This is a genomic window from Streptomyces sp. NPDC051286, assembly GCF_044455345.1.
Lineage (GTDB): Bacteria > Actinomycetota > Actinomycetes > Streptomycetales > Streptomycetaceae > Streptomyces.
In genome coordinates, this window is record NZ_JBITER010000017.1 from 45630 (window position 1) to 67828 (window position 22199).

Annotated in this window: 20 protein-coding genes, 1 tRNA gene and 1 pseudogene; 12 read left to right on the forward strand and 10 right to left on the reverse strand. The window is 70.6% G+C overall.

What is annotated here, in order from left to right; translation table 11 throughout:
- Window positions 1-5: 5 nt before the first annotated feature.
- Window positions 6-670: pseudogene (locus tag ACIBB8_RS18965) on the reverse strand (TetR/AcrR family transcriptional regulator).
- A gap of 117 nt (window positions 671-787) precedes the next feature.
- Complete coding sequence (locus ACIBB8_RS18970; protein ID WP_398953479.1) at window positions 788-1696, reverse strand: DMT family transporter; 909 nt, start codon at window positions 1694-1696, stop codon at window positions 788-790.
- Window positions 1697-1852: 156 nt separating this feature from the next.
- Between ACIBB8_RS18970 and ACIBB8_RS18975 the strand changes: the two genes are divergently transcribed.
- Window positions 1853-3511, forward strand: a complete 1659-nt coding sequence (locus tag ACIBB8_RS18975; protein WP_398953481.1) for an FAD-binding dehydrogenase — start codon at window positions 1853-1855, stop codon at window positions 3509-3511.
- Between the two features lie 335 nt (window positions 3512-3846).
- Here the strand turns inward: ACIBB8_RS18975 and ACIBB8_RS18980 are convergent, their stop codons facing one another.
- Window positions 3847-4287 carry an ASCH domain-containing protein gene (locus ACIBB8_RS18980; RefSeq protein WP_398953483.1) on the reverse strand — a complete coding sequence of 147 codons (441 nt, stop codon included), beginning with the start codon at window positions 4285-4287 and terminating at the stop codon, window positions 3847-3849.
- A 146-nt stretch (window positions 4288-4433) separates the two neighbouring features.
- Here ACIBB8_RS18980 and ACIBB8_RS18985 point away from each other — a divergent pair, with 146 nt between their 5' ends.
- Complete coding sequence (locus ACIBB8_RS18985) at window positions 4434-4646, forward strand: hypothetical protein (RefSeq protein WP_398953674.1); 213 nt, start codon at window positions 4434-4436, stop codon at window positions 4644-4646.
- Window positions 4647-4902: 256 nt separating this feature from the next.
- Here the strand turns inward: ACIBB8_RS18985 and ACIBB8_RS18990 are convergent, their stop codons facing one another.
- Entirely contained in the window at window positions 4903-6300 is a 1398-nt protein-coding gene (locus ACIBB8_RS18990; protein WP_398953485.1) for a gluconate:H+ symporter, read from the reverse strand.
- A gap of 11 nt (window positions 6301-6311) precedes the next feature.
- A complete protein-coding gene (locus ACIBB8_RS18995; protein ID WP_398953487.1) occupies window positions 6312-6821 on the reverse strand; it encodes a gluconokinase in 510 nt (169 codons plus the stop codon).
- Between the two features lie 144 nt (window positions 6822-6965).
- On the opposite strand from ACIBB8_RS18995, the gene ACIBB8_RS19000 reads away from it, so the two are divergent.
- Window positions 6966-7667 (forward strand): FadR/GntR family transcriptional regulator, encoded by a 702-nt coding sequence (locus ACIBB8_RS19000; RefSeq protein WP_393300746.1) that lies wholly within the window; start codon window positions 6966-6968, stop codon window positions 7665-7667.
- 84 nt (window positions 7668-7751) lie between these two features.
- On the opposite strand, the gene ACIBB8_RS19005 is transcribed toward ACIBB8_RS19000, so the two are convergent.
- Window positions 7752-8471 (reverse strand): TetR/AcrR family transcriptional regulator, encoded by a 720-nt coding sequence (locus tag ACIBB8_RS19005; RefSeq protein ID WP_398953489.1) that lies wholly within the window; start codon window positions 8469-8471, stop codon window positions 7752-7754.
- A gap of 98 nt (window positions 8472-8569) precedes the next feature.
- Between ACIBB8_RS19005 and ACIBB8_RS19010 the strand changes: the two genes are divergently transcribed.
- From ACIBB8_RS19010 to ACIBB8_RS19025, 4 genes are all read left to right on the forward strand, one after another.
- Window positions 8570-9004 carry a hypothetical protein gene (locus ACIBB8_RS19010; RefSeq protein WP_398953491.1) on the forward strand — a complete coding sequence of 145 codons (435 nt, stop codon included), beginning with the start codon at window positions 8570-8572 and terminating at the stop codon, window positions 9002-9004.
- Between the two features lie 58 nt (window positions 9005-9062).
- Window positions 9063-10706 carry an amidohydrolase gene (locus ACIBB8_RS19015; protein ID WP_398953493.1) on the forward strand — a complete coding sequence of 548 codons (1644 nt, stop codon included), beginning with the start codon at window positions 9063-9065 and terminating at the stop codon, window positions 10704-10706.
- Between the two features lie 169 nt (window positions 10707-10875).
- Window positions 10876-11961, forward strand: coding sequence for an S-(hydroxymethyl)mycothiol dehydrogenase (locus ACIBB8_RS19020; protein ID WP_398953495.1), 1086 nt, complete (start codon window positions 10876-10878; stop codon window positions 11959-11961).
- Window positions 11961-12590 (forward strand): MBL fold metallo-hydrolase, encoded by a 630-nt coding sequence (locus tag ACIBB8_RS19025; RefSeq protein WP_398953498.1) that lies wholly within the window; start codon window positions 11961-11963, stop codon window positions 12588-12590. Before ACIBB8_RS19020 ends, ACIBB8_RS19025 begins: the two co-directional genes overlap by 1 nt.
- Before the next feature lie 10 nt (window positions 12591-12600).
- On the opposite strand, the gene ACIBB8_RS19030 is transcribed toward ACIBB8_RS19025, so the two are convergent.
- Together ACIBB8_RS19030 and ACIBB8_RS19035 are read right to left on the reverse strand one after the other, a co-directional pair.
- Complete coding sequence (locus ACIBB8_RS19030) at window positions 12601-13536, reverse strand: pseudouridine synthase (protein ID WP_398953500.1); 936 nt, start codon at window positions 13534-13536, stop codon at window positions 12601-12603.
- Between the two features lie 262 nt (window positions 13537-13798).
- Window positions 13799-16684: a glycoside hydrolase family 2 TIM barrel-domain containing protein gene (locus ACIBB8_RS19035; RefSeq protein ID WP_398953502.1), complete on the reverse strand. Its 2886-nt coding sequence runs from the start codon at window positions 16682-16684 to the stop codon at window positions 13799-13801.
- Between the two features lie 724 nt (window positions 16685-17408).
- Here ACIBB8_RS19035 and ACIBB8_RS19040 point away from each other — a divergent pair.
- Window positions 17409-18053, forward strand: a complete 645-nt coding sequence (locus tag ACIBB8_RS19040; protein ID WP_398953504.1) for a GAP family protein — start codon at window positions 17409-17411, stop codon at window positions 18051-18053.
- 177 nt (window positions 18054-18230) lie between these two features.
- Here the strand turns inward: ACIBB8_RS19040 and ACIBB8_RS19045 are convergent.
- Window positions 18231-18318, reverse strand: a tRNA-Leu gene (locus tag ACIBB8_RS19045).
- Between the two features lie 144 nt (window positions 18319-18462).
- Here ACIBB8_RS19045 and ACIBB8_RS19050 point away from each other — a divergent pair.
- The 3 genes from ACIBB8_RS19050 to ACIBB8_RS19060 all read left to right on the forward strand — a co-directional run bounded on the left by ACIBB8_RS19050 (window position 18463) and on the right by ACIBB8_RS19060 (window position 21116).
- Window positions 18463-19827, forward strand: a complete 1365-nt coding sequence (locus ACIBB8_RS19050) for a M20/M25/M40 family metallo-hydrolase (RefSeq protein WP_398953506.1) — start codon at window positions 18463-18465, stop codon at window positions 19825-19827.
- A gap of 152 nt (window positions 19828-19979) precedes the next feature.
- Entirely contained in the window at window positions 19980-20213 is a 234-nt protein-coding gene (locus ACIBB8_RS19055) for a chaplin (RefSeq protein WP_398953510.1), read from the forward strand.
- A 138-nt stretch (window positions 20214-20351) separates the two neighbouring features.
- Window positions 20352-21116, forward strand: a complete 765-nt coding sequence (locus ACIBB8_RS19060; RefSeq protein WP_398953512.1) for a chaplin — start codon at window positions 20352-20354, stop codon at window positions 21114-21116.
- Window positions 21117-21186: 70 nt separating this feature from the next.
- On the opposite strand, the gene ACIBB8_RS19065 is transcribed toward ACIBB8_RS19060, so the two are convergent.
- Entirely contained in the window at window positions 21187-21375 is a 189-nt protein-coding gene (locus ACIBB8_RS19065) for a DUF5703 family protein (protein WP_358863119.1), read from the reverse strand.
- Window positions 21376-21422: 47 nt separating this feature from the next.
- Between ACIBB8_RS19065 and ACIBB8_RS19070 the strand changes: the two genes are divergently transcribed.
- A complete protein-coding gene (locus ACIBB8_RS19070) occupies window positions 21423-22082 on the forward strand; it encodes a hypothetical protein (RefSeq protein WP_398953515.1) in 660 nt (219 codons plus the stop codon).
- The last annotated feature ends 117 nt before the right edge of the window (window positions 22083-22199 follow it).

Genomic DNA, 22199 nt, shown 5'->3' on the forward strand with positions numbered 1-22199 from the left:
GTCCTTCATGCGGTACGGGGCACGGGTGCGTGCAGAAAAGCGGCCGTCGTCGCGACAAGATCGGCGCGGAACAGCTCCTCGCCGGTCAGCGGTTCGACGCCGTCGAGGTACTGGCGGGCGCGGTCGGCGAACGCCGCACCGATCAGGGTGAGCGCCAGATCGAGCCGCTCCAGCCGCAGGGGCCCGGGCAGCCCGGTCAGGCGGTCCGCCATGCGGCCGATGGCCCGCCCGTAGGCGGTGCCGTCCAGCGCGGGGTGCAGGGTGCCGGTGCGCAGCCCGGTCTCACGGCTGAGCTGGGCCGAGATGCGCAGACAGCGACGGCCGCGGTCGTCGGCCAGCAGGCTCGACTCGGCTGTCACGAGAGCGGCGAGCAGCTCCCGTACGCCTGGTCCTTCCCTGTCTGTTCCGTCCGTTCTGTTCCGTCCGTGCTGTCGAGCGCGTCGAGGAGCGGCGCGATCACCTGTTCGGTACGGGCCTGCCGTCCGGCCATCACGGCGTCGAGCAGTCCCGCCCGGGAGCCGAAGTGGTACTGCACCGCGGAGGGGTTGCTCTGCCCGGCCAGCCGGACGATGTCCCGCAGCTGGGCGCCATCGGCGCCCTGGGCGGCGAAGATCTCCTCGGCCGCGCGAATCAGCCGGTCCCGGGTCTCGGGTCCTGATGTTCTCGCCATGCCCAACATTGCAATGCTGGCCATTATTAATAAACCAGGCGCACCGCCCCGCCTGTGAGCGAACAGACGGACAGACGAACAGAAGGGCAGCCGGCCGCCCTTCTGCCCGGCCGCCCGTCAGTACGGCTGGAGGCTGCGCTTGTGGTGATGGTGGCCGCGCCCCTCCGGCATCGCCGGATGCAGCCCCAGCAGCATGATCCCGACGACGATCGCGGTCAGACCCGTCGCCTGCCAGGCCAGCGCGGCCGCGTCGGTGCGCAGCTGGTCGCCGAGGAACCCGACCCCGCAGGCGATCCCGGCCAGCGGCTGGGCGGCGGTCAGTGCGGGCAGCGACGTCCGCAGCGGCCCCGTCTCGAAGGCGCTCTGCACCAGGATCAGACCCGTCACGCCCAGCACCACCACCGCGTACGGCTGCCAGCCCGTCACCAGTGCCGTCCACCCCCCCTCCGACAGCCGCTGTCCGCTCACCCGGGTCAGCGCGTCCTGGAGGCCGTACAGCAGCCCGGCCGCCACCGCGAGCAGAGCGGGGGCGGCTCCGTGCTGCGAGCGCTTCGCGAACGTGGTCAGCATCATGGCTATGCCCACGACCACACCGATCACCAGCCAGTGCCGCAGCTCGTTCGTCACCACCTCGCCACCCTGCGGCCGGCCTCCCAACAGGAATGCGGTGACCCCGCCGGCAAGCAGCCAGAGCCCCGCCCAGCCCTGCCGGCCCAGCCGCTGCCCGGTGCGATGGCGCGACAGAGCCATCGCGAAGAGCAGATTGGTCGCCAGCAGCGGCTCGACGACGGACACCTCGCCCTTGCCCAGGGCCAGCGCCCCCAGCGCCATGCCGCAGACCATCAGTCCGATCCCGGCCAGCCAGCTCGGCACCCGCATCAGGTCGAGCAGCAGCCGGGGGGAGAGGAAGTCGCTCCTCGGGGCGTGCTCGGCAGCTGCCTGCTGCAGGACAAAGCCGAAACCCAGACAGCAGGCAGCGCTCACGGCGAGCACGAGGACCAGCACCGAAACGCTTCCCTTCCTCAAGTCCGGCCAGGGGAGGGTGATTTTTTTCGACGATAGCGCCTCGGTGGCAGGGGCGCGGCCGGAGCGCCGCCGACCGGGCGGTTGACGCCGTACCGGCCGGTGCCCAAGATCTGACGCACGAGTAACTTCCGGCCCGCTCCGACAAGGATGGAAGCCATGGCGTACGACGCTGATGTGATCGTGATCGGGGCAGGGCTCGCGGGTCTCGTGGCCACTGCCGAGCTAGTCGACGCGGGCCGCACGGTGATCCTGCTCGACCAGGAGCCCGAGCAGTCGATCGGCGGTCAGGCGCACTGGTCCTTCGGTGGTCTCTTCCTCGTCGACTCGCCCGAGCAGCGCCGCATGCGGATCAAGGACAGCCAGGAGCTGGCCCTTCAGGACTGGCTCGGCACGGCGGGGTTCGACCGCAAGGAGGACCACTGGCCACGGAAGTGGGCCGAGGCGTACGTCGATTTCGCGGCCGGTGAGAAGCGGTCCTGGCTGCACGCCCAGGGGCTGCGGATCTTCCCCGTCGTCGGCTGGGCCGAACGCGGCGGTTACGGCGCGACCGGCCACGGCAACTCGGTACCCCGTTTCCACATCACCTGGGGTACCGGCCCCGGCGTCGTCGCTCCGTTCGAACGCCGGGTCCGCGAGGGTGTCACCAAGGGGCTCGTCCGGCTGAGGTTCCGCCATCGCGTCACCGGTCTCGGCCGCACCGCGGGAGCTGTCGACACTGTGACCGGCGAAGTCCTCGAACCGAGCGGCGCCGAGCGCGGCACGGCGAGCAGCCGCGAGGCGACCGGCACCTTCGAGTTGAAGGCGCAGGCGGTGATCGTCACCTCCGGCGGCATCGGCGGCAACCATGACCTCGTCCGCGCCCAGTGGCCCGAGCGGCTCGGCACCCCGCCCTCGAAGATGCTCTCCGGGGTGCCCGCCCATGTCGACGGGCTGATGCTCGGGATCACCGAGGAGGCGGGCGCCCACCACATCAACCGCGACCGGATGTGGCACTACACCGAGGGCATCGAGAACTGGAACCCGATCTGGGCCAAGCACGGCATCCGGATCCTGCCGGGCCCCTCCTCGCTCTGGCTGGACGCCCGCGGTAAGCGGCTGCCGGTCCCGCTCTTCCCTGGCTTCGACACGCTCGGCACCCTCGAACACATCATGAAGTCCGGCCACGAATACACCTGGTTCGTTCTCGACCAGAAGATCATCGGGAAGGAGTTCGCGCTCTCTGGCTCCGAGCAGAACCCCGACCTGACCGGGAAGTCGGTCCGTGACGTGATCGGCCGGGCGCGCGCCGACGTGCCGGGCCCGGTCAAGGCGTTCATGGACAACGGCGTGGACTTCGTCGTCGAGAAGGATCTCGACGCGCTGGTCCGCGGCATGAACGCGCTCACCGGCGAGCAGCTGATCGACGCGGACGCGCTGCGCCGCGAGATCACCGCCCGGGACCGCGAGATCGCCAACCCGTTCACCAAGGATCTCCAGATCACGGCGGTCCGCGGGGCCCGCGCCTATCTGGGCGACAGGCTGATCCGTACGGCGGCACCGCACCGCATCCTCGACCCGAAGGCCGGCCCGCTGATCGCCGTGCGGCTGAACATTCTCACCCGCAAGTCGCTCGGCGGACTGGAGACGGACCTCTCGTCACGGGTGCTGACCGAGGGCGGAACGCCGCTCGCCGGTGTGTACGCGGCAGGGGAGGCGGCCGGATTCGGCGGTGGAGGGGTGCACGGCTACCGCTCGCTCGAAGGTACGTTTCTCGGCGGCTGCATCTTCTCCGGGAGGGTGGCGGGCCGCGGCGCGGCAGAGGCGGTCGGCGCCTGAGGAGTGTCCCGTCATCCCTGGCGGACCGGCGCGCGGCATCGGATGCGGTGTGTCGCACGGCGGAGGGTTGTCCGCATACTGGGTGTATTCGGGTGTTCCCGCCACGCGGTGGGGTGTCGTAGCTGTCGTCGTGCGCCCGTCAGGGATGACGGGACAGCTTGTGGGGTCTTCCGTTCGGATCGGGCGGATCAGGGAGCGGCTGGTGCCGCCGGGGTGCGGGCAGCCGCAAGGCGGAGGAGGGCGTGAGCCGGCGGCCGACGACAACACCGCAGACGTGCGTGCTGGACCGCGCGAGCCCGGCATGATCCGAACGAGGGGCCCTGGCCGTAGACGCTTCACCCCCCGACGACGGGGTCGAGCAATTCGACGACCCGGAACCGTTCGGCGACGATCAGCGTGTCGTCGTCGACTGTGAACTCCGGGTCGCCGAGCGCCTCCCGCATCTCTTCTCCGTGCCAGAATCGCTCGTGGCCCGCGCGCCACTGCGCCACCGACGTGTCGCCCTCGCCCTCGTCGAGCACATGCTGGAGACCGACGTCACCGAGCCGCAGGACCCGTACCTCCGTCACCTCGACGACCGCGATCTCCCGGCCGTCCGAATCGATCAGCGCCGACCGTTCGCCCACCGTGGGCAGCTCCTCCTGCTCCGCCGCGTACTCCGCGAGCAGTCCCGTCGTCGAGACCTTCACGCCGGCGAGCACCGCCCCCACCAGCTGATCGCGCAGCGGACCGGGGAAGGCGAGAAGGAACGGTTTGAGAGCTTCACGGTTCGACATGGCGCAAGTCTGACAGGTCCCGGCGCCTCCGAAGGAGAGGAGAGGAAGGTCTGAGGTCCGGCCAACCCAGCGGAAAATGAAAGTAGTTGATCGATTCGGCTCTTGCCGCCGAGCCCCGCTTACCGCTTTGCTGTGGCGCGTTCGGCATGTCTGTTCCTGCCTCGTACCTGTTTGCGCCAGGCCCGTACCGTGCTTGTACCCGTGCCGTAAAGGAAGCCGTCGTCGCCGCGCTCGTCATCGGCCTGGTGTACGGGGCGGTGCTGCGCGCGACGAAGCCGACGGTGCACGCCAGGATCGGACTCGGCAACGAGGCGTTCCAGTTGGAGAAGGCGGCGGAGAGCGGTGCGGTCCACCACTGAGGTCCGTCGCCCTGCCGAAGTATGACGGACACCCGCGGCCCCTGGTGACATGGGGCCGCGGGTGCTCGAATGGGCGGGTGAACAGTCGCCCTCTCGGTGCCGCAGGCGCACCCGTGGGTACGCCGTGGCATGCGCACCGGGTCGGTCGAGCGCCATTGGGCGCGGGCCGAACACCCACTGCGGGGGAATCCGCCGATTGGCCGGAAGGACGGTCCGGCGACTCGCCGGACGTCGCCGGACCTGCCCTGGAGGGGCCCTAAAGAATCAGCGACAGCAGCAGGATGAAGCCGAGCGAGACCACGGAGATGATGGTTTCCATCACGGACCAGGTCTTCACCGTCTGGCCGACGCTCATCCCGAAGTACTCCTTCACCAGCCAGAAACCGGCGTCGTTGACGTGGCTGAAGAAGAGCGAGCCCGCACCGACGGCGAGGACCAGCAGCGCAGCGTGCGACGTCGACATGTCGGCGGCGAGCGGGGCGACCAGACCGGCCGCCGAGATCGTGGCCACGGTCGCCGAGCCGGTCGCGAGCCGGATCGCGACGGCGATCAGCCAGCCCAGCAGCAGCGCCGGGATCGACCAGTCCTTGGAGAAGTCCAGGATCATCTGGCCCACACCGGCATCGATGAGGGTCTGCTTGAAGCCACCGCCCGCACCGACGATCAGCAGCACGCCCGCGATCGGGGCGAGGGACTTCTCGACGGTGACGGAGAGCCGGCCCTTGCTGAAACCGGCTGCCCGGCCCAGCGTGAACATCCCGACTATGACGGCCGCGAGGAGCGCGATCAGCGGCGAGCCGATCACATCGGTGACCCGCTGGACGTGGTTCTCCGGGTTGTCCACGACGATGTCGACGAGGGCCTTGACCAGCATCAGCACGACGGGCAGCAGGATGGTCGCCAGTGTGGCGCCGAAGCTGGGGCGACGCTCCAGGTCCTCCGACGGACGCTGCGGGATCATCTTCTCGGGCGCCTTGATGTCCACCCAGCGTGCGGCGTAACGGGAGAAGAGGGGGCCCGCGATGATCACGGTCGGGATGGCGACCAGGACACCGAGCGCCAGCGTGACACCGAGGTTGGCGCCGAGGGCGTCGATCGCCACCAGCGGGCCGGGGTGCGGGGGGATCAGCCCGTGCATCACGGAGAGACCGGCCAGCGCCGGGATACCGATCCGCATCAGGGAGTAGTTGCCGCGCTTGGCGACGAGCAGCACGACCGGGATCAGCAGCACGATGCCGACCTCGAAGAAGAGCGGCAGACCGATGATCGAGGCGATGAGGACCATCGCCCACGGCATGGCGCGCCCGCTCGCCTTCGCGAGAATCGTGTCGACGATCTGGTCCGCGCCGCCGGAGTCGGCGAGCAGCTTGCCCAGGATGGCGCCGAGCGCGATCAGGACACCTACGCCCGCGACGGTCGAGCCGAGACCGGCGGTGAAGCTGGCGATCGTCTTGGCGGGCGCGGCACCAGCGAAGGAGCCGAGGGCCAGCGAGCCGATGGTCAGCGCGAGGAACGCGTGCAACTTGAACTTGGTGATCAGCAGAACGATGACGGCGATGCCGGCCAGGACGGCAATGCCCAACTGTGCGTTGCCTGCCGAAGTGATCGGTTCGACGGCGTCCGCTGCCAACATCTCGACGCTGAGACTGGTCACGGTGGGGATCCTTAGTCTTCGAGCCGGCGCAGCGCGGCGACGGCTCGCTGGGTGATTTCTTCGGGGGTGCCGGACACGTCGGCGGAGACGCCGGCCTCGTCGTCCTGCAGCGGCTGCAGGGTGGCGAACTGCGAGTCGAGCAGCGCGGTCGGCATGAAGTGGCCCTTGCGGTCCGCCATGCGCTCCTCGATGAGGGCCCGGTCGCCGGTCAGGTGGAGGAAGACGACACCGGGGGCCTCGGCGCGCAGCCGGTCGCGGTAGACCCGCTTGAGCGCCGAGCTGCTGACGACACCGCCGAGTCCGGCCCGGTCGTGCGCCCACTGCCCGATTGCATCGAGCCAGGGCCACCGGTCGGAGTCGTCCAGCGGGGTGCCGGCCGACATCTTGGCGATGTTCGCCGCGGGATGGAAGTCGTCGCCCTCGGCGTACGGAACGCCGAGTTCGGCGGCGAGCAGGGGACCGATCGTGGTCTTGCCGGTCCCTGCCACGCCCATCACCACGACTACGTGGGGGGTGCTCATAGGTGGTGCCTCGCTGTCTCCGTCGATGTCGTCCTCGACACCGGTCCGTCGCGCTACTGAAACCTATACGTACGACTTATTCAAGATTCTGTGACGTAAAAGTCGTACTTTTTGTTCGAGGTGCGTGCCCCGTAGGCTTTGCCCATGACCACACAGGGCCCCGGGCTGCATACACACGTGCTGGACACCCTGGGTCTGGAGATCGCCGCGGGGGACTGCCCGCCGGGCCGGGTGCTGCGCACCGACGAGCTGGCCCAGCGCTTCGACGTCTCGCGCACCGTCGTCCGCGAGGTGATCCGGGTCCTCGAATCCATGCACCTGGTCGAGTCCCGGCGCCGGGTCGGCGTGACCGTACAGCCGACCGAGGCGTGGAACGTCTACGACCCGCAGGTCATCCGGTGGCGACTGGCCGGCACCGACCGGCCGCGCCAGCTGCGCTCCTTGACCGTGCTGCGCTCGGCGATCGAACCGGTCGCGGCCGGACTTGCCGCCCGGCACGCCACGCCGGAGCAGTGCGCCGCCCTCACCGAGTGCGCACTCGGCATGGTCGCGACCTCACGCGGCCAGCAGCTGGAGGGATACCTGGAGCACGACATCGCGTTCCACCGGATCGTGCTCAACGCCTCCGGCAACGAGATGTTCGCGCGGCTCGGGGACGTCGTCGCGGAGGTGCTGGCGGGACGCACCCATCACCAGGTGATGTTCGAGGACCCGGACCCGGCGGCGGTCACGCTCCACGTACGGCTCGCGGAAGCGGTGCGGGAGGGTGACGTGGCGGAGGCGGAGCGGCTGACGAAGGAGATCGCGGTGGGCGCCCTGCACGAACTGGACGTGCTCGCCCCCTGAGACCGCGGGCACGCGCCTTGCGGGGACCCGCCCCGGAACCGCGGGCCGGGGCCAGGATTCGGAGGGCGGGCCCGGACGCGTCGGTCAGTGCCCGGACTTCACGTGCTGCAGCCGGCCGGCGGCTGACGCGAGCACCATCTCCAGCGCCGCCGCATACCCGCTCCGGTCCATCTCCGCCACCAGGACCGGCGCGATCGCCGCGATGTTCGGATGCTCGGCGGCCGGCAGTCGTGCATACGTCTCCTGCCACGCCTGGACCTCCAGCGCGCGGGCCCGCTCCGACAGCACCAGTGCCGACGCGTCCAACGCGGCGAACGACAGCGTCAGATCCACGAACACGTGGTAGACCCGCGCCGCCTCCCCGTCCGGGAATCCCGCCCCGCGCAGAAGCCCGAGGATGGTTTCCACGGCCTGGATCTCATGCGTACGACCGGTGACCCGCGCGCACGTCAGCATCGCCGCCTGCGGATGCGCCAGATAGTTGGCGTGCATGCGAAGCCCGATGTCACGCAGGTCGGCCCGCCACTCCCCGGTGGCCCGCCAGTCGCGCAGGGTGTGGCCGATCAGTTCGTCGGCCACCGCCAGCAGCAGCTCGTCCGTGTCCCGGAAGTACCGATAGGCCGCGCTCGGGTCGCAGCCCAGCGCCGCGCCCAGCCGGCGCACGGTGAGCGCCGCCGCCCCGTGCTCGCCGATCAGCCGCAGTGCCGTCTCGATGATCAGCTGCTCCGACAGCACCGTGCCTTGTTTGGTGGGACGCCTGCGGCGCCGTGCGCTCTCCGGCACCACCCGCTCGCTCGCGCTCATGCGGGCACCTTATGACAACGGTGTTGACGCGCGGAACCCCCGAGGAGTTCGATGTTCCGCCATCGGGGCCGAAAGTGCCCCTCGGCGAAGGAGTCACCTTGGCGGCCTCACTCACCCCCTACGGCAGCGACCCGCCGGCCGCCTCGCCCCTCAGGAAGAACCGCGGCGCCGTCGACGGAATCGCCATCGCCGCCTCCTCCACCGCCGCGACCACCAGCATCGGCATCGGCCTGGGCGTCACCGCGGGCGCCGCCCGCTTCCGCGGGGCGCTGCGCGAGAGCTGGACCGAGGCCCTGCGGGCCGTGGTGATCCCGGTGCTCAGCGCCGTCGCGCTGCTCGGCCTCGGCGGCTACCTCTGCTGGACCTTCTACACCTCCGCCGACCACTTCGAGATCAGCCCGGACAACGGCTGGCTCATGCTGCTGACCGGTGTCGGTGCGGCGGCCTGGGCCAAGTGGGTAAGGAAGTCCCCGTACTTCACCACCGGCCGCTCCCTCGCCGCCACCGAACCGGCAGTCATCGAAATGGCCTGACCCCCGTACTCCTGCCACTCTCGCGACCCGCACGGCCCTCACCGAAACGGAAGAACCCATGCACCACGCCCCCGCCGATCTCGTCCTCACCGGCGGCCCGGTCCTCACCATGGACGCCGCACGCAGCCGGGCCACTACCGTCGCCGTCACCGGCGACCGCATCACCGCCGTCGGCCACGACGAGGTGCGCGAACTGATCGGTCCCGGAACCGAAGTCGTCGACCTCGCCGGCCGGCTGCTCGTCCCCGGCTTCCAGGACGCGCACGTCCACCCCGTCGCAGCCGGTCTCGAGCTCGCCCAGTGCAACCTCACGGAGGTCCGCACGGCGACGGACACGCTCGCCGCCGTGCGGGCGTACGCCGACAGCCATCCCGACCGGGAGTGGATCACCGGCGGCGGCTGGTCCATGGAGGCCTTCGAAGGCGGCAGCCCGACCAGGGACCAGCTCGACACCGTCGTGCCCGACCGGCCCGTCTTCCTGGTCAACCGCGACCACCACGGCGCCTGGGCCAACACCCGCGCCCTGACGCTCGCCGGCATCACCCGGGACACCCCGGACCCCGCCGACGGCCGCATCGAGCGCGACGACCGGGGCGAGCCCACCGGACTCCTCCAGGAGGGCGCCATGGACCTGGTCGCCCGCCACACCCCGCACTCCACCCCCGCCGACCGGCTCGCCGCCCTGCTCCGTGCCCAGCGCCTGCTCCACTCGTACGGGATCACCGCGTGGCAGGACGCCATCGTCGGTGTCTACGGCTCGATGGACGACGTGTCCGACGCCTATCTGGCCGCCGCCCGCGACGGCTCGCTCACCGCCCGGGTCGTCGGCGCCCTGTGGTGGGACCGCGAACGCGGCGCCGAGCAGATCCCTGAACTCATCGCCAGACGGAAGGAGTTGACCTTCGGGCGATTCCGCGCCGGTTCGGTGAAGATCATGCAGGACGGGGTCGCCGAAACCGGCACGGCCGCCCTGCTCGCCCCGTACCTCGACGCCTGCGGCTGCGCCACCGCCAACAGCGGCACCAGCTTCGTCGACCCCGTCGAACTGCGCCGGTACGTCACCGAACTGGACGCCCTCGGCTTCCAGACGCACTTCCACGCCCTCGGCGACCGCGCCGTGCGCGAGGCACTCGACGCCGTCGAGGCCGCCCGTGCCGCCAACGGCCGTACCGACACCCGCCCCCACCTCGCCCACCTCCAGATCGTCCACCCCGACGACATCGCCCGGTTCCGGGAACTCGGCGCCACCGCCAACATCCAGCCGCTCTGGGCCGCCCACGAACCGCAGATGGACGAGCTGACCATCCCCTTCCTGGGCGACGAACGGGCCGCGCTGCAGTATCCGTTCGGCGCACTGCTCCGCTCCGGCGCGACCGTCGCCGCCGGCAGCGACTGGCCGGTCAGCAGTGCCGACCCGCTGCACGGCATCCACACCGCGGTCAACCGGATCGCATCGGACGGCGAGGGGCCGGTCTTCCTGCCGGGAGAGCGCATCGGACTCACGGCCGCCATCGCCGCGTACACGGCAGGTTCGGCCTATGTGAACCACCTGGACGACACCGGCTCGCTGCGCGCCGGGGCCCTCGCCGACATGGTGGTCCTGGACCGCGATCCGTACGCGGGACCGCCGGAGGAGATCGGCGCCACCCGCGTCCTCCAGACGTATGTCGGCGGGCGCCGGGTCCACGACGTGGAGGCCTGACCCGCCGGCAGGCGGCCCCCGCGGAGCCTCCGGTGGGGCCGCCTCCCGCGCACCACCGTGCCGCCGCTTCCGGGACACCCACGACCGCGTACGGTTGTTCGTGTTCGATCTTCGAATGCCGGCCGAACATCAGAGAAGCCGGGACCGTCACGACAAGGGAGACCACGGTATGGCGCAGCAGGTGCAAGGGGTCATCGCACCGGGAAAGAACGAGCCGGTACGGGTCGAGACGATCGTGATCCCGGACCCCGGTCCCGGTGAGGCCGTGGTGAAGATCCAGACCTGCGGCGTCTGCCACACCGACCTGCACTACAAGCAGGGCGGCATCAACGACGACTTCCCGTTCCTGCTCGGCCATGAGGCCGCGGGCATCGTGGAGTCCGTCGGCGAGGGGGTCACGGACGTCGAGCCCGGCGACTTCGTCGTCCTCAACTGGCGTGCGGTCTGCGGGCAGTGCCGGGCGTGTCGGCGCGGCCGCCCCTGGTACTGCTTCGACACGCACAACGCCAAGCAGAAGATGACGCTGCTGGACGGCACCGAGCTGTCGCCCGCGCTCGGCATCGGGGCGTTCGCGGAGAAGACCCTGGTCGCCGCGGGCCAGTGCACCAAGGTCGACCCCGAGGTCTCCCCGGCCGCCGCCGGGCTGCTCGGCTGCGGTGTCATGGCCGGCATCGGGGCCGCGATCAACACCGGCGAGGTCGGCCGTGGCGACTCGGTCGCCGTCATCGGCTGCGGCGGTGTCGGCGACGCGGCCGTCATGGGCGCCCGGCTGGCCGGCGCCGCGAGGATCATCGCGGTGGACATCGACGACCGCAAGCTGGAGACGGCGAAGAAGATGGGTGCCACGCACACCGTCAACTCCCGTACCACCGACCCCGTCGAGGCGATCCGCGCCCTGACCGGCGGCAACGGCGCCGATGTCGTCATCGACGCGGTCGGCCGCCCGGAGACGTACAAGCAGGCGTTCTACGCCCGCGACCTCGCCGGCACGGTCGTCCTGGTCGGCGTCCCCACCCCGGAGATGCAGCTCGAACTGCCGCTGCTCGACGTGTTCGGCCGCGGCGGCTCGCTCAAGTCGTCCTGGTACGGCGACTGCCTGCCCTCACGCGACTTCCCGATGCTCATCGACCTGCACCAGCAGGGCCGGATCGACCTCGGTGCGTTCGTCACGGAGACCATCGGGCTCGGCGACGTCGAGCAGGCATTCACCCGGATGCACGGCGGCGACGTGCTGCGCTCGGTGGTGGTGTTCTGATGACGGCCCGCATCGACCACCTCGTCACCTCCGGCACCTTCGCCCTCGACGGCGGCGAGTGGGACGTCGACAACAACGTCTGGATCATCGGCGACGACACCGAGGCGATCGTCATCGACGCCGCCCATGACCCGGTCGCCATCGAGGACGCGCTCGGCGGCCGCACGCTGCGCGCCATCGTCTGCACGCACGCCCACAACGACCACATCGACGCGGCCCCGGCCCTCGCCGACGCCACGGGTGCGCCCATCCTGCTGCACCCCGACGACCTGCCGCTGTGGAAGCAGACCCACCCGGACCGCATGCCCGACGCCGAACTGGCGGAGGGCCAGGAGCTGCAGATCGCCGGGACCACGCTCCAGGTCCTGCACACGCCCGGTCATGCCCCGGGAGCGGTCTGCCTGTATGCCCCCGAGCTGTCCACCGTCTTCACCGGGGACACGCTTTTCCAGGGCGGGCCCGGCGCCACCGGGCGGTCGTTCTCGCACTTCCCGACGATCGTCGCGTCGATCAGGGACCGGCTGCTCGCACTCCCGGCGGACACCACCGTCCGTACCGGACACGGCGACTCCACCACGATCGGCGCCGAGGCGCCGCACCTCGACGAGTGGATCGCCCGCGGGCACTGACGCCAGGAGATCACCGGTCCGGCCACGCGGAGAGCCGCAGCCCGCTCTCGAAGCGGCACGGCCCGCCCGTGACCGGATCGGTGAACTCCAGGACCCGGGCAAGGAGCTGCAGCGGACGCGTCCAGTCGTCCGCCACCCCCTCCGGTTCGACCATCGGATAGACCGGATCATGGACGAGCGGCAGACCCAGACTGTTCATATGAACCCGGAGCTGGTGGGTGCGCCCGGTGGCGGGCAGCAACCGGTAGCGGCCCAGCCCCGCTCGGTGCTCCAGCAGTTCGATCCGGCTCTCGCTGTTCGCCTCGCCCGGCTCCTCCCGGGCCGCGATCACCCCGCGCTCCTTGACGATCCGGCTGCGTACGGTGCGCGGGAAGGTCTGCGCCGGGTCGTGCGGTGCCACCGCCTCGTACTCCTTGCGTACCCGCTTGTCGCGGAACAGCGTCTGGTACGCACCCCGGTCCTCGGGCCGTACGACGAAGAGCACCAGGCCCGCCGTCAGCCGGTCCAGCCGGTGTGCGGGCTGCAACGACGGCAGATCCAGCTCGCGGCGGAGCCGGGCCACCGCTGTCTCGGTGATGTGCCGGCCGCGCGGTGTCGTGGCGAGGAAGTGCGGCTTTTCGGCGACGACGAGATGCGCGTCGCGGTACACGACACCGACGGGGAACGGCACCGGCTCCTCGGGCGCGAAGTCCCGGTGGAACCAGAGATACCGGCCCGCCGCGTACGGCTCGTCGGGCGCCACGGGCCCCTGCACCGAGACGAACCTGCCCTCGGCAAGCATGGCGTCCACCCGGTCCGCCCCAATCGCACCGCCGAACCGAGCCAGCAGATGGTCACGGACCGTCGCCCACTCCCCGCCCGGATCCTCGGGGAGCCGTACCCGCACCGGGTCGATGCCGTCCCGCTGCGGCAGGGGCGCCGACGGAGGCTTCGCCCGGCCCCTCATCGCGAGGTCCCGGCCGGTGCGTCGGCGCCCGGGGCGCGGCAGCTGCTGACGGTGCTGGTGGTCATGATGCCGGTCATCCTGTCACAGCGTCGGCGCAGCTCACCGGCGGTGTCGGACCGCACACCTCGGAGCGCTGAGCGACTGGGTGCGCCGTGCCGGTCCGCGACGGCCTGCACGCCCGCCCCCCGTCCCCGAACGCCTGTTGCGCCGGCCGGCACGGGTTCCCGGTCCGGCGGCCACCGGACCGGGAAAGAGCCGTACCTCACCCCACGGGTGAGAACACGAACGAGAACTCCGTCTCGGCCGCGTCGAGGCGGTACTCCGGCAGCACCCCCGGCCCGCACGACTGCGACCCGATGCCCTGCAGCGCGTGATCCAGGTGGACCCAGACGGTCTCCCCGGCCACCAGATCCGGCCCGTGCCCCGCGGCGTCCAGCTGCTCGCTCGTCCACCGCCGTGCGGAGAACCAGAACGGCGCGCCGCCCTCGGCGCGCACCCCGGCACCGTCGCCGTCCGTCAGCTCCGCCCAGTGGACGTCGGCCCGGGCGCCGTTCTCCTGCGGCCGGACGTACGGGGTCTGCATCGCGTCGACGGACATCTCCCACCGCCCGAGCATCGAGGCGGCCCGGGTGTCCGGGTACGCCTCGCCGGGCCCGCCGCCGAACCACCGCGCCCCGCCGTACGCGGCTGGCAGCCCGAACCGGATCCCGAGCCGGGGCAGCGGCACCCGCCACTCGCCCTCGGGCGCCACGGACACGGTGAGCCCGAGCCGTTCCCCGTCTGCGGTCCATCGGTACTCCGTGCGCAGCCCCGTATCCACCCCGGCAGGCGCCACCCGTGTCCGTATGGTCAGCGAGTCCTCGCCCACCTCCACGGCGTCGGTCCGGTGGCGCATCCGGTGCAGCCCCAACTCCCGCCACCGCAGCCCGTACCGCTCGTCCGGCTGCCAGGCCGCACCGTTGTCGTTGTCGGTGGGCGCCCGCCACACATCGAGCCGCGGCGCCTCCACCGGTACGTCCCCGAGCCGGACCAACGCCCCGGTCGCCGCATCGAAGACGCCGCGCCCGAGGACGATCACCCCGTCAGCCGCCTCGGGTCGCGAGCCCACCGCGGGCGCAGCCGGCACCATCGTCCCGACCGCCAACTGCCCCCAGGCCACCACATGCCCGCGCCCGGCCCACGCGGCGTCCTCGGCGAGCACCGCCCGCACGGTCCACACGCCCTCGCCGCCCTCGGGGAGTGCCACCTCGGCGCGGGCTCCGGGCGCCAGGCCGGGCACGGTGAGCGGGCCCGATGCGCGGAGTTCCCCGTCCACTTCGTGCGACCAGACGAACTCCAGGTGGCCGAGGTCCGCGAAGTCGTACCCATTGACGATCCGGACGGTTCCCGCCGACGTTCCGGCCTCGATCCGTACCGGCTCGATGACCTTCTTGTACTCGATCAGCCCGGGGGAGGGCGTGCGGTCCGGGAAGAGCAGTCCGTCGCAGACGAAGTTGCCGTCGTGCAGCTCCTCGCCGAAGTCCCCGCCGTAGGCGAAGCCGTGCTCGGGATGGGCGAATCCGTGGTCGATCCACTCCCAGACGAACCCGCCCTGGCAGCGCTCGTACTGCTCGAAGAGCCGCTGGTACTCGCTCAGTCCGCCGGGGCCGTTGCCCATCGCGTGCCCGTACTCGCACATGATGAACGGCATCGCGCGCCGTCGGGCGTCCAGCGCCGGGTCGCCCCACGGGTCCTCGGCCCGCTTCCCGATCAGCTCGACCTCGGCGTGGGTCGGATACATCCGCGAGTACAGGTCGACGTCCTTGCAGGAGAGATCGCCCTCGTAGTGCACCAGCCGGTCCGGATCCCGGTCCTTGACCCACTCGGCCATCGCCGTGAGCCCGCGCCCCGACCCGCACTCGTTGCCGAGCGACCAGATGATCACCGAGGCGTGGTTCTTGTCGCGCTCCACCATGCGTGCGGCCCGGTCGAGCAGTGCCGGGGTCCACCGTTCGTCGTCGACCGGGTTGCTGCGCCACTCCAGGTCGACAAAGCCATGTGTCTCCAGATCGCACTCGTCGATCACCCAGAGCCCGAGCTCGTCGCAGAGATCCAGGAACGCCGGGTGCGGCGGGTAGTGGCTGGTCCGTACGGCGTTGATGTTGTGCCGCTTCATCAGCGCCAGATCGCGCCGCATCGTGTCCGTGTCCACGGTCCGCCCGGTCCTGGGGTGGAACTCGTGCCGGTTCACCCCGCGGAAGAGCACCCGCCGGCCGTTGACCTTGACGAGCCCGTCCTCGACGGCGACGGTACGGAATCCGATCCGCAGCGGTATCCGCTCACCGGCCGTCACCAGCTCACCGTCGTACAGCCGGGGCGTCTCGGCGGTCCACGGCTCGACCGGCACGGTCACCGCCTCGTCCGTTGCGATATCGATCCCCAGCCCGGGCACCAGGACCCGCCCGTCGGCGCCGTCGCACTCCACCCGCAGCGTCCCGGCCCCGGCGCGGTGGTCGTAGCCGGCGTGTACGAAGAAGTCCCGGGGCGCGCCGTCCGGCCGGTGCAGCAGCGTGACGTCCCGGAAGATCCCCGGCAGCCACCACTGGTCCTGGTCCTCCAGATAGCTCCCGGACGACCACTGGTGCACCCGCACGGCCAGTACGTTGCCCTCGACCCGCAGGACTCCGCCGACCGCGAACTCGTGCGGCAGCCGGGACCCCTTGAAATCCCCCAGCTCCTCGCCGTTGAGCCAGACCCGGGCGGCGGACTCCACCCCGTCGAACCGCAGCACGCACTCGCCGCCCTCCGGCCACCCGGCCGGCAGATCGAAGGCCAGCAGATGGTCCCCGGTCGGATTCTCGGTCGGCACGAGCGGTGGATCGACAGGGAAGGGGTAGACGACGTTCGTGTACGCGGGAGCTCCGCCGGCTCCCTGCAGCACCCAGTGCCCGGGCACCGCGACCGTTCCCCAGCCGGACGCGTCGAACCCGGACCGCAGGAACGAGGCGTCCTCGGCGGAAGCGGTCGGCGAGAGCCGGAACCGCCACTCCCCGTTCAACGACATCCGCCCGGCGTCCGACCCCGCGTACCAGGACCGGGGCGGCAGCCCGCCCGATCCGGGGGACACGTCCACGTACCAGGGGAGGGGGTGCGTATGCGCGCGGCTCATGATTCTCCTTGCTCGGCAACGCCCGGTTCGCTGTCGGTGCAGGACGTTAACCATGAATGAACCGTTTCAACAAGGGGTCGGAGGCGTCGGTACCGGATGAGCGCCGACCACGCTCACGGCGGCAGGTGTCGCCGAGCGAACGATCCGCCCGGACATCGGCCCGGGCGACGTGCTCATGAGCCTGGGCGGCGTGACCCACCTCGCGGGAGAGCCGGGCCGACGCGACCTCGCTCGTCACCTGTCCGATCTTCTTATGGGCGGCCTTGAACACCGCGAGACACCGGCTCGACAACAGCAGCGGTGACCCGTGACGGGAGTTCCGGTCGCGACGTGGTCTACGTGGTCGCGGACTGGGAACCGGCCTCGGGAGAGGGCGCGGTCAGCGCTCGCGTGCGCGGCTCCCGCGCCCGCTGATCCTGCGCCGGATCGCCCGCTGGGCCTTCAGTCCGCCGGACGCATTCGGCCCACCGGCGCCGTGGCCGGCTTGACGCGGTGATGCCCGGCCAACACAGTCGGTATGTGCGACCCGACGTCCCCACCACGACGCGCGCCCGCGCACGCCCGGTCCGTTCTCCGGCTGTCGGCAGACACTACGGGAAGGCGGCGACGGCCGAGAACCGGGGCGAGACGGGGGCTCTGCCGTCCGGCGTGCCCGGTACCCCTGGCCTCGGGGAGCCGCGCGGACACCGGCCTCGGGACGGGACCGGCTACGCGGCTGGCAGCGATGGTCGTTGACCTCGTCGTCATCGGCACGGCCATCACGCTCGGGCCCCTGCACAACAGCGCCTTCATTCTGCTGCTGACCGCCGACAGAGGGGTGCGCAGGGGGCTGGTGTTCATCCTGTCGTGGCTCGCCGGCCTCCTGATGGTGATCGCCTCCGTGATCCTGCTGACCGGCGGCACGCCCCCGGCACGCCAGAGCGTTCCGTCGACCGCGGCGCTCGCGGGCAAGCTGGCCCTGGGCCTGGGGCTCGTCGCGTACGGCGAACGCAAGCGGCGCCGTCCGCGCCGTCCCCGCCACTCACCCAAGTGGATGGAGAGACCGGACCGCGTGTCCGGATGGACAGCGGCCGGACTGGCGATCCTGCTGCAGCCCTGGGCCATGGTCGGCGCCGGAGCCGCCACGGCAGTGGACGCGAATCTCTCCTCGCTCGCGTCCACGCTGGCCCTGACGGGGTTCTGCGCGCTGGCCACGTCCAGCCTGCTGGCGATGGAGCTGTACACCACTTTCTCGCCCGTTGCGGCAGAGGCCAGGCTGCGAGGGCTGCGTGACTGGCTCGACACCCATCAGGACCAGACGATCGTGTCACTGTCACTTCTGCTGGGGATGTGGCTGGTCGCCGACAGCATCTACCAGCTCGTCAAGTGAGGGCGGCAGCCCCGGACCGACCGCCACCACCACCGATGCGCACCGGGGCGCCCACGCCGGTCGCGCCTTCCGATCCGGCCGGAGTGTGACGGCGCCGGGCATCGCACCGAAAAGCGGATGCGGGCCGAGGTGATCCTCGACCCGCATCCGCTCCATCTCCCGTGGAGGGAGACCTTCTGGTGTCCGAGGGGGGACTTGAACCCCCACGCCCGATAAAGGGCACTAGCACCTCAAGCTAGCGCGTCTGCCATTCCGCCACCCGGACAAGGTGTCTGTCTCGCGGGCCGTGCCCGTTCCGACGTGGAAAACAATAGCAAACATTCGGGGGTGCTCGATCACGCCACTGGCGGTGTGAACGGCGCGTGACGGGGGACAGGCGCCCTTGGGTGTGCGGGCCGGGCGCGGGAGGATGTGGGGGAGCAGCAGGGTGAGAGTGGAAGGAAGCAGCGTGAGCGAGACGAACAAGGCCGGCGGCCCGTCCGGCGAGGACGAGGTCGTGGACCTCTGCCGTGAGCTGATCCGGATCGACACCAGCAACTACGGAGACCACTCCGGCCCGGGTGAGCGGGCGGCCGCCGAGTACGTCGCGGAGAAGCTCGCCGAGGTCGGGCTCGAACCGAAGATCTTCGAATCCCACAAGGGCCGTGCCTCGACCGTGGCCCGGATCGAGGGCGAGGACCCGTCCAGGCCCGCGCTGCTCATCCACGGGCACACCGACGTCGTCCCGGCCAACGCCCAGGACTGGACGCACCACCCGTTCTCGGGCGAGGTCGCGGACGGTTGTGTATGGGGGCGCGGCGCCGTCGACATGAAGGACATGGACGCCATGACCCTCGCGGTCGTCCGTGACCGGATGCGCAGCGGCCGCAAGCCCCCGCGTGACATCGTGCTGGCCTTCCTCGCCGACGAGGAGGCCGGTGGTACGTACGGTGCGCGGTATCTCGTCGACAAGCACCCGGACCTCTTCGACGGCGTGACCGAGGCGATCGGCGAGGTCGGCGGCTTCTCCTTCACGGTCAACGAGAAGCTGCGGCTCTATCTCGTGGAGACGGCCGAGAAGGGCATCCACTGGATGCGGCTCACCGTGGACGGCACCGCCGGGCACGGCTCGATGACCAACGGCGACAACGCGATCACCGAGCTCTGCGAGGCGGTCGGGCGGCTCGGCCGGCACACGTGGCCGGTCAGGGTCACCAAGACCGTACGGTCCTTCCTCGACGAACTGTCCGACGCGCTCGGCACCTCCCTCGACCCGGAGGACATGGATGCCACGCTCGCCAAGCTGGGCGGCATCGCCAAGATGATCGGCGCCACCCTCCGCAACTCCGCCGCCCCCACCATGCTTGGCGCCGGCTACAAGGTGAACGTGATCCCCGGCCAGGCCGTCGCCCACGTCGACGGCCGATTCCTGCCCGGCTTCGAGGACGAGTTCCTGGCCGACCTGGACCGGATACTCGGCCCGCGGGTCAAGCGCGAGGACGTGCACAGCGACAAGGCACTGGAGACCGGCTTCGACGGCTCCCTGGTCGACGCGATGCAGGTCGCGCTGAAGGCGGAGGACCCGATCGCCCGCGCCGTCCCGTACATGCTCTCCGGTGGCACGGATGCCAAGTCCTTCGCCGACCTCGGTATCCGCTGCTTCGGGTTCGCCCCGCTGAAGCTGCCGCCGGAGCTCGATTTCGCGGGCATGTTCCACGGTGTCGACGAGCGGGTACCGGTCGACGGCCTGCAGTTCGGTACGCGGGTGCTCGACCGTTTCATTGACAACTGCTGAATTACCGCGCCCTGTTCCGCCGGTAATCGCCAGCGTGTACGTAGGTGACCGGAACGAGTGAAAGGGGTCATCGCCTCGTAGCCCGGCTACTTATTCCTCGTTACAGGTGATGCGGTCCGCGGCTGGGACCGCATTGCCAACTAGGAGGAATAATGATCAAGAAGATCGTCGCCGCTGCGGCAGTCACCGGTGGTCTGGTAATCGCGGGTGCGGGTATGGCCGTCGCCGATTCGGGCGCCCAGGGTGCCGCGGCCGGCAGCCCCGGTGTGATCTCGGGCAACACCATCCAGGTTCCCGTGCACGTGCCGGTGAACCTGTGCGGCAACACGGTCTCCGTGATCGGGCTGCTGAACCCCGCCTTCGGCAACTACTGCGCCAACTCGTGACGTTGTGCGTCAACCCGTAAGGGTTTGAGCCCGGTCGGCCCCGGAGCGCACGCCATGCGCTCCGGGGCCGCTGGGCATTCCGCCCCCGCACGGTCACGTCCGGGGGTAATCCGGAAGGTAGAAGGCAGGGAACAACCTATGCGACAGGTCACGCGTAAAGGCCTGATGACCATGGCGGCAGCGGGCGGGGTGCTCGCGCTGAGTGGCGGATACGCACACGCCGACGCGGGAGCGGCCGGCGACGCGTCGAATTCCCCGGGGTTACTGTCGGGGAATTCGGTGGAGATCCCGGTCGATGTCCCGGTCAACGTATGCGGTAACTCCGTGAGTGTTGTCGGACTGCTTAATCCGGCGGCCGGAAACGCTTGTGGAAACGGTTCGGGAAACAGCGCCTCGGGGCGGCACGGCTCGGGTGCGCAAGCATCGGGCCGCCACGCGGCATCCGACCGCGGCATGGGCGACCTGACCCGCGAGTACCGCGCCGGAACGGGCAAGCACCGGGCCGGAAGCAACGGAAGCGTCAGCGGCGCCACGGCCGAGGGGTACGCGAACGGGTCGCCCGGCATCCTCTCGGGCAACACCGTCCAGGTCCCCGTCGACGTCCCCGTGAATGCCTGCGGCAGCAGTGTCACCATCGGCGGACTGCTCGGCTCCGCAACCGGCAGCACGTGCGAGAACGACCCCGTGAGTACGCCCCCGGTGGACGTTTCGGTCACCCCGGTCACCCCGCTCACCCCCGAGAAGCCCGAAGTGCCCGGACCGCGAGGCGTGCCGAACGCGCCCGAGCCCCAGCTCGCCCACACCGGAACGGGCGGGCTCGACCTGCTGGTCCCGGCGGGCGCGGGTCTGTTGCTGGCGGGCGCGGGTACGGTGCTGTACCGCCGCTCCCGTATGGCCGCATAACAACGGGCTGCGGCACCGGGACAGGCCGGACGAAGACGAGCGGGCCCCGCAGATCCGGGGCCCGCTCCTCTCACCAGGTGGCGCGTATCTGGCGAATGATCCGCCGGCGCAGCCGCACCCTGCGGCTGCCGTCACGGCGCAGCGTCAATCGGTCCAACTCCCAGTGCCCGTACTCGGCATGGTCGGTCAGCAAGCGGGCGGTCTCCTTCCGGGAGACCCCGCGTGGTACGTACACATCGACAAATTCGTATTCCGGCATCGCATCTATTGTGCGGGCAGAGGCTGTCTACGGATAGCGTCTGCACTATGTCTGATGCTGCGCAGCCCACCGCTGCCGAGGTACGCGCCGCCGCCGATGCAGTCAAAGCCGCGCTCGACCATCACCTCGCGGCGGTCGAGCGCCGGTCCGGGGACGACGACCCCGGCGTCTACGAAGCGTTCAATGCACTGGCCGCTGCGGCCGAGGTCTACGACGAACTCCTCTACGACCGCTACGACGAGGTCACTCCCTTCGAGATCCCCGGCGCCGACGACTCCCTGCCGCCGTACAGCGGTCCCGAGGAGCCGAAGGCGCTCAGCGTGCTGATCCGCCGCGACTACGCGGTGGTGGACCCCTCCCGGCTGCTCGCCCAGGCCCAGCGGATCGCCAACCCGGACCCGGACGGCCGCGCCAACGGGACCGGCGCCGTGGTCGGCGCCAGTGTCCATGCGGCGCTCGGCGTGCTCTTCGGTGAGTACGAACCGGACGAGATCGCCTCCCGGCACCATGAGTTCGGCCTGGAGGAAGGAGACTCCACGCTCTGGGTCGGCGCGGCGGAAGAGCTTCCCGAGCCGGGGGAGTGGCTCAGTGCCCCGTTCGACGACGCCGACCCTCAACTGGTGGTGTGCCGCTTCGACGTCAGTGCCGTCTTCGACGAGGACGAACTCGACGAGGAGCTGGACGACCTGGCGGCCGACACCTCCTGACCGTGTGCTGTCGGTGACAGGAAGCCGTCGCCGGTGCCCCGCCCAGGGCACCGGCGACGCACCGGACGCCGCGCGGCCGCCCTTCGGGCGACGACGGCAGTTCGACGACAGCACCCA

Bases quoted from the DNA above. Each gene is read 5' to 3' on its own strand.
- ACIBB8_RS19040 (WP_398953504.1), top strand. From the start codon at position 17,409: ATGGTCGTTGACCTCGTCGTCATCGGCACGGCCATCACGCTCGGGCCC.
- ACIBB8_RS19000 (WP_393300746.1), top strand. From the start codon at position 6,966: ATGACCACACAGGGCCCCGGGCTGCATACACACGTGCTGGACACCCTG.
- ACIBB8_RS18980 (WP_398953483.1), bottom strand. From the start codon at position 4,287: ATGTCGAACCGTGAAGCTCTCAAACCGTTCCTTCTCGCCTTCCCCGGT.
- ACIBB8_RS19050 (WP_398953506.1), top strand. From the start codon at position 18,463: ATGTGGGGGAGCAGCAGGGTGAGAGTGGAAGGAAGCAGCGTGAGCGAG.
- ACIBB8_RS19065 (WP_358863119.1), bottom strand. From the start codon at position 21,375: ATGCCGGAATACGAATTTGTCGATGTGTACGTACCACGCGGGGTCTCC.
- ACIBB8_RS19060 (WP_398953512.1), top strand. From the start codon at position 20,352: ATGCGACAGGTCACGCGTAAAGGCCTGATGACCATGGCGGCAGCGGGC.
- ACIBB8_RS19030 (WP_398953500.1), bottom strand. From the start codon at position 13,536: ATGAGGGGCCGGGCGAAGCCTCCGTCGGCGCCCCTGCCGCAGCGGGAC.
- ACIBB8_RS18995 (WP_398953487.1), bottom strand. From the start codon at position 6,821: ATGAGCACCCCCCACGTAGTCGTGGTGATGGGCGTGGCAGGGACCGGC.
- ACIBB8_RS19005 (WP_398953489.1), bottom strand. From the start codon at position 8,471: ATGAGCGCGAGCGAGCGGGTGGTGCCGGAGAGCGCACGGCGCCGCAGG.
- ACIBB8_RS19025 (WP_398953498.1), top strand. From the start codon at position 11,961: ATGACGGCCCGCATCGACCACCTCGTCACCTCCGGCACCTTCGCCCTC.
- ACIBB8_RS19070 (WP_398953515.1), top strand. From the start codon at position 21,423: ATGTCTGATGCTGCGCAGCCCACCGCTGCCGAGGTACGCGCCGCCGCC.
- ACIBB8_RS19035 (WP_398953502.1), bottom strand. From the start codon at position 16,684: ATGAGCCGCGCGCATACGCACCCCCTCCCCTGGTACGTGGACGTGTCC.
- ACIBB8_RS18975 (WP_398953481.1), top strand. From the start codon at position 1,853: ATGGCGTACGACGCTGATGTGATCGTGATCGGGGCAGGGCTCGCGGGT.
- ACIBB8_RS19020 (WP_398953495.1), top strand. From the start codon at position 10,876: ATGGCGCAGCAGGTGCAAGGGGTCATCGCACCGGGAAAGAACGAGCCG.
- ACIBB8_RS19015 (WP_398953493.1), top strand. From the start codon at position 9,063: ATGCACCACGCCCCCGCCGATCTCGTCCTCACCGGCGGCCCGGTCCTC.
- ACIBB8_RS19055 (WP_398953510.1), top strand. From the start codon at position 19,980: ATGATCAAGAAGATCGTCGCCGCTGCGGCAGTCACCGGTGGTCTGGTA.
- ACIBB8_RS18985 (WP_398953674.1), top strand. From the start codon at position 4,434: ATGTCTGTTCCTGCCTCGTACCTGTTTGCGCCAGGCCCGTACCGTGCT.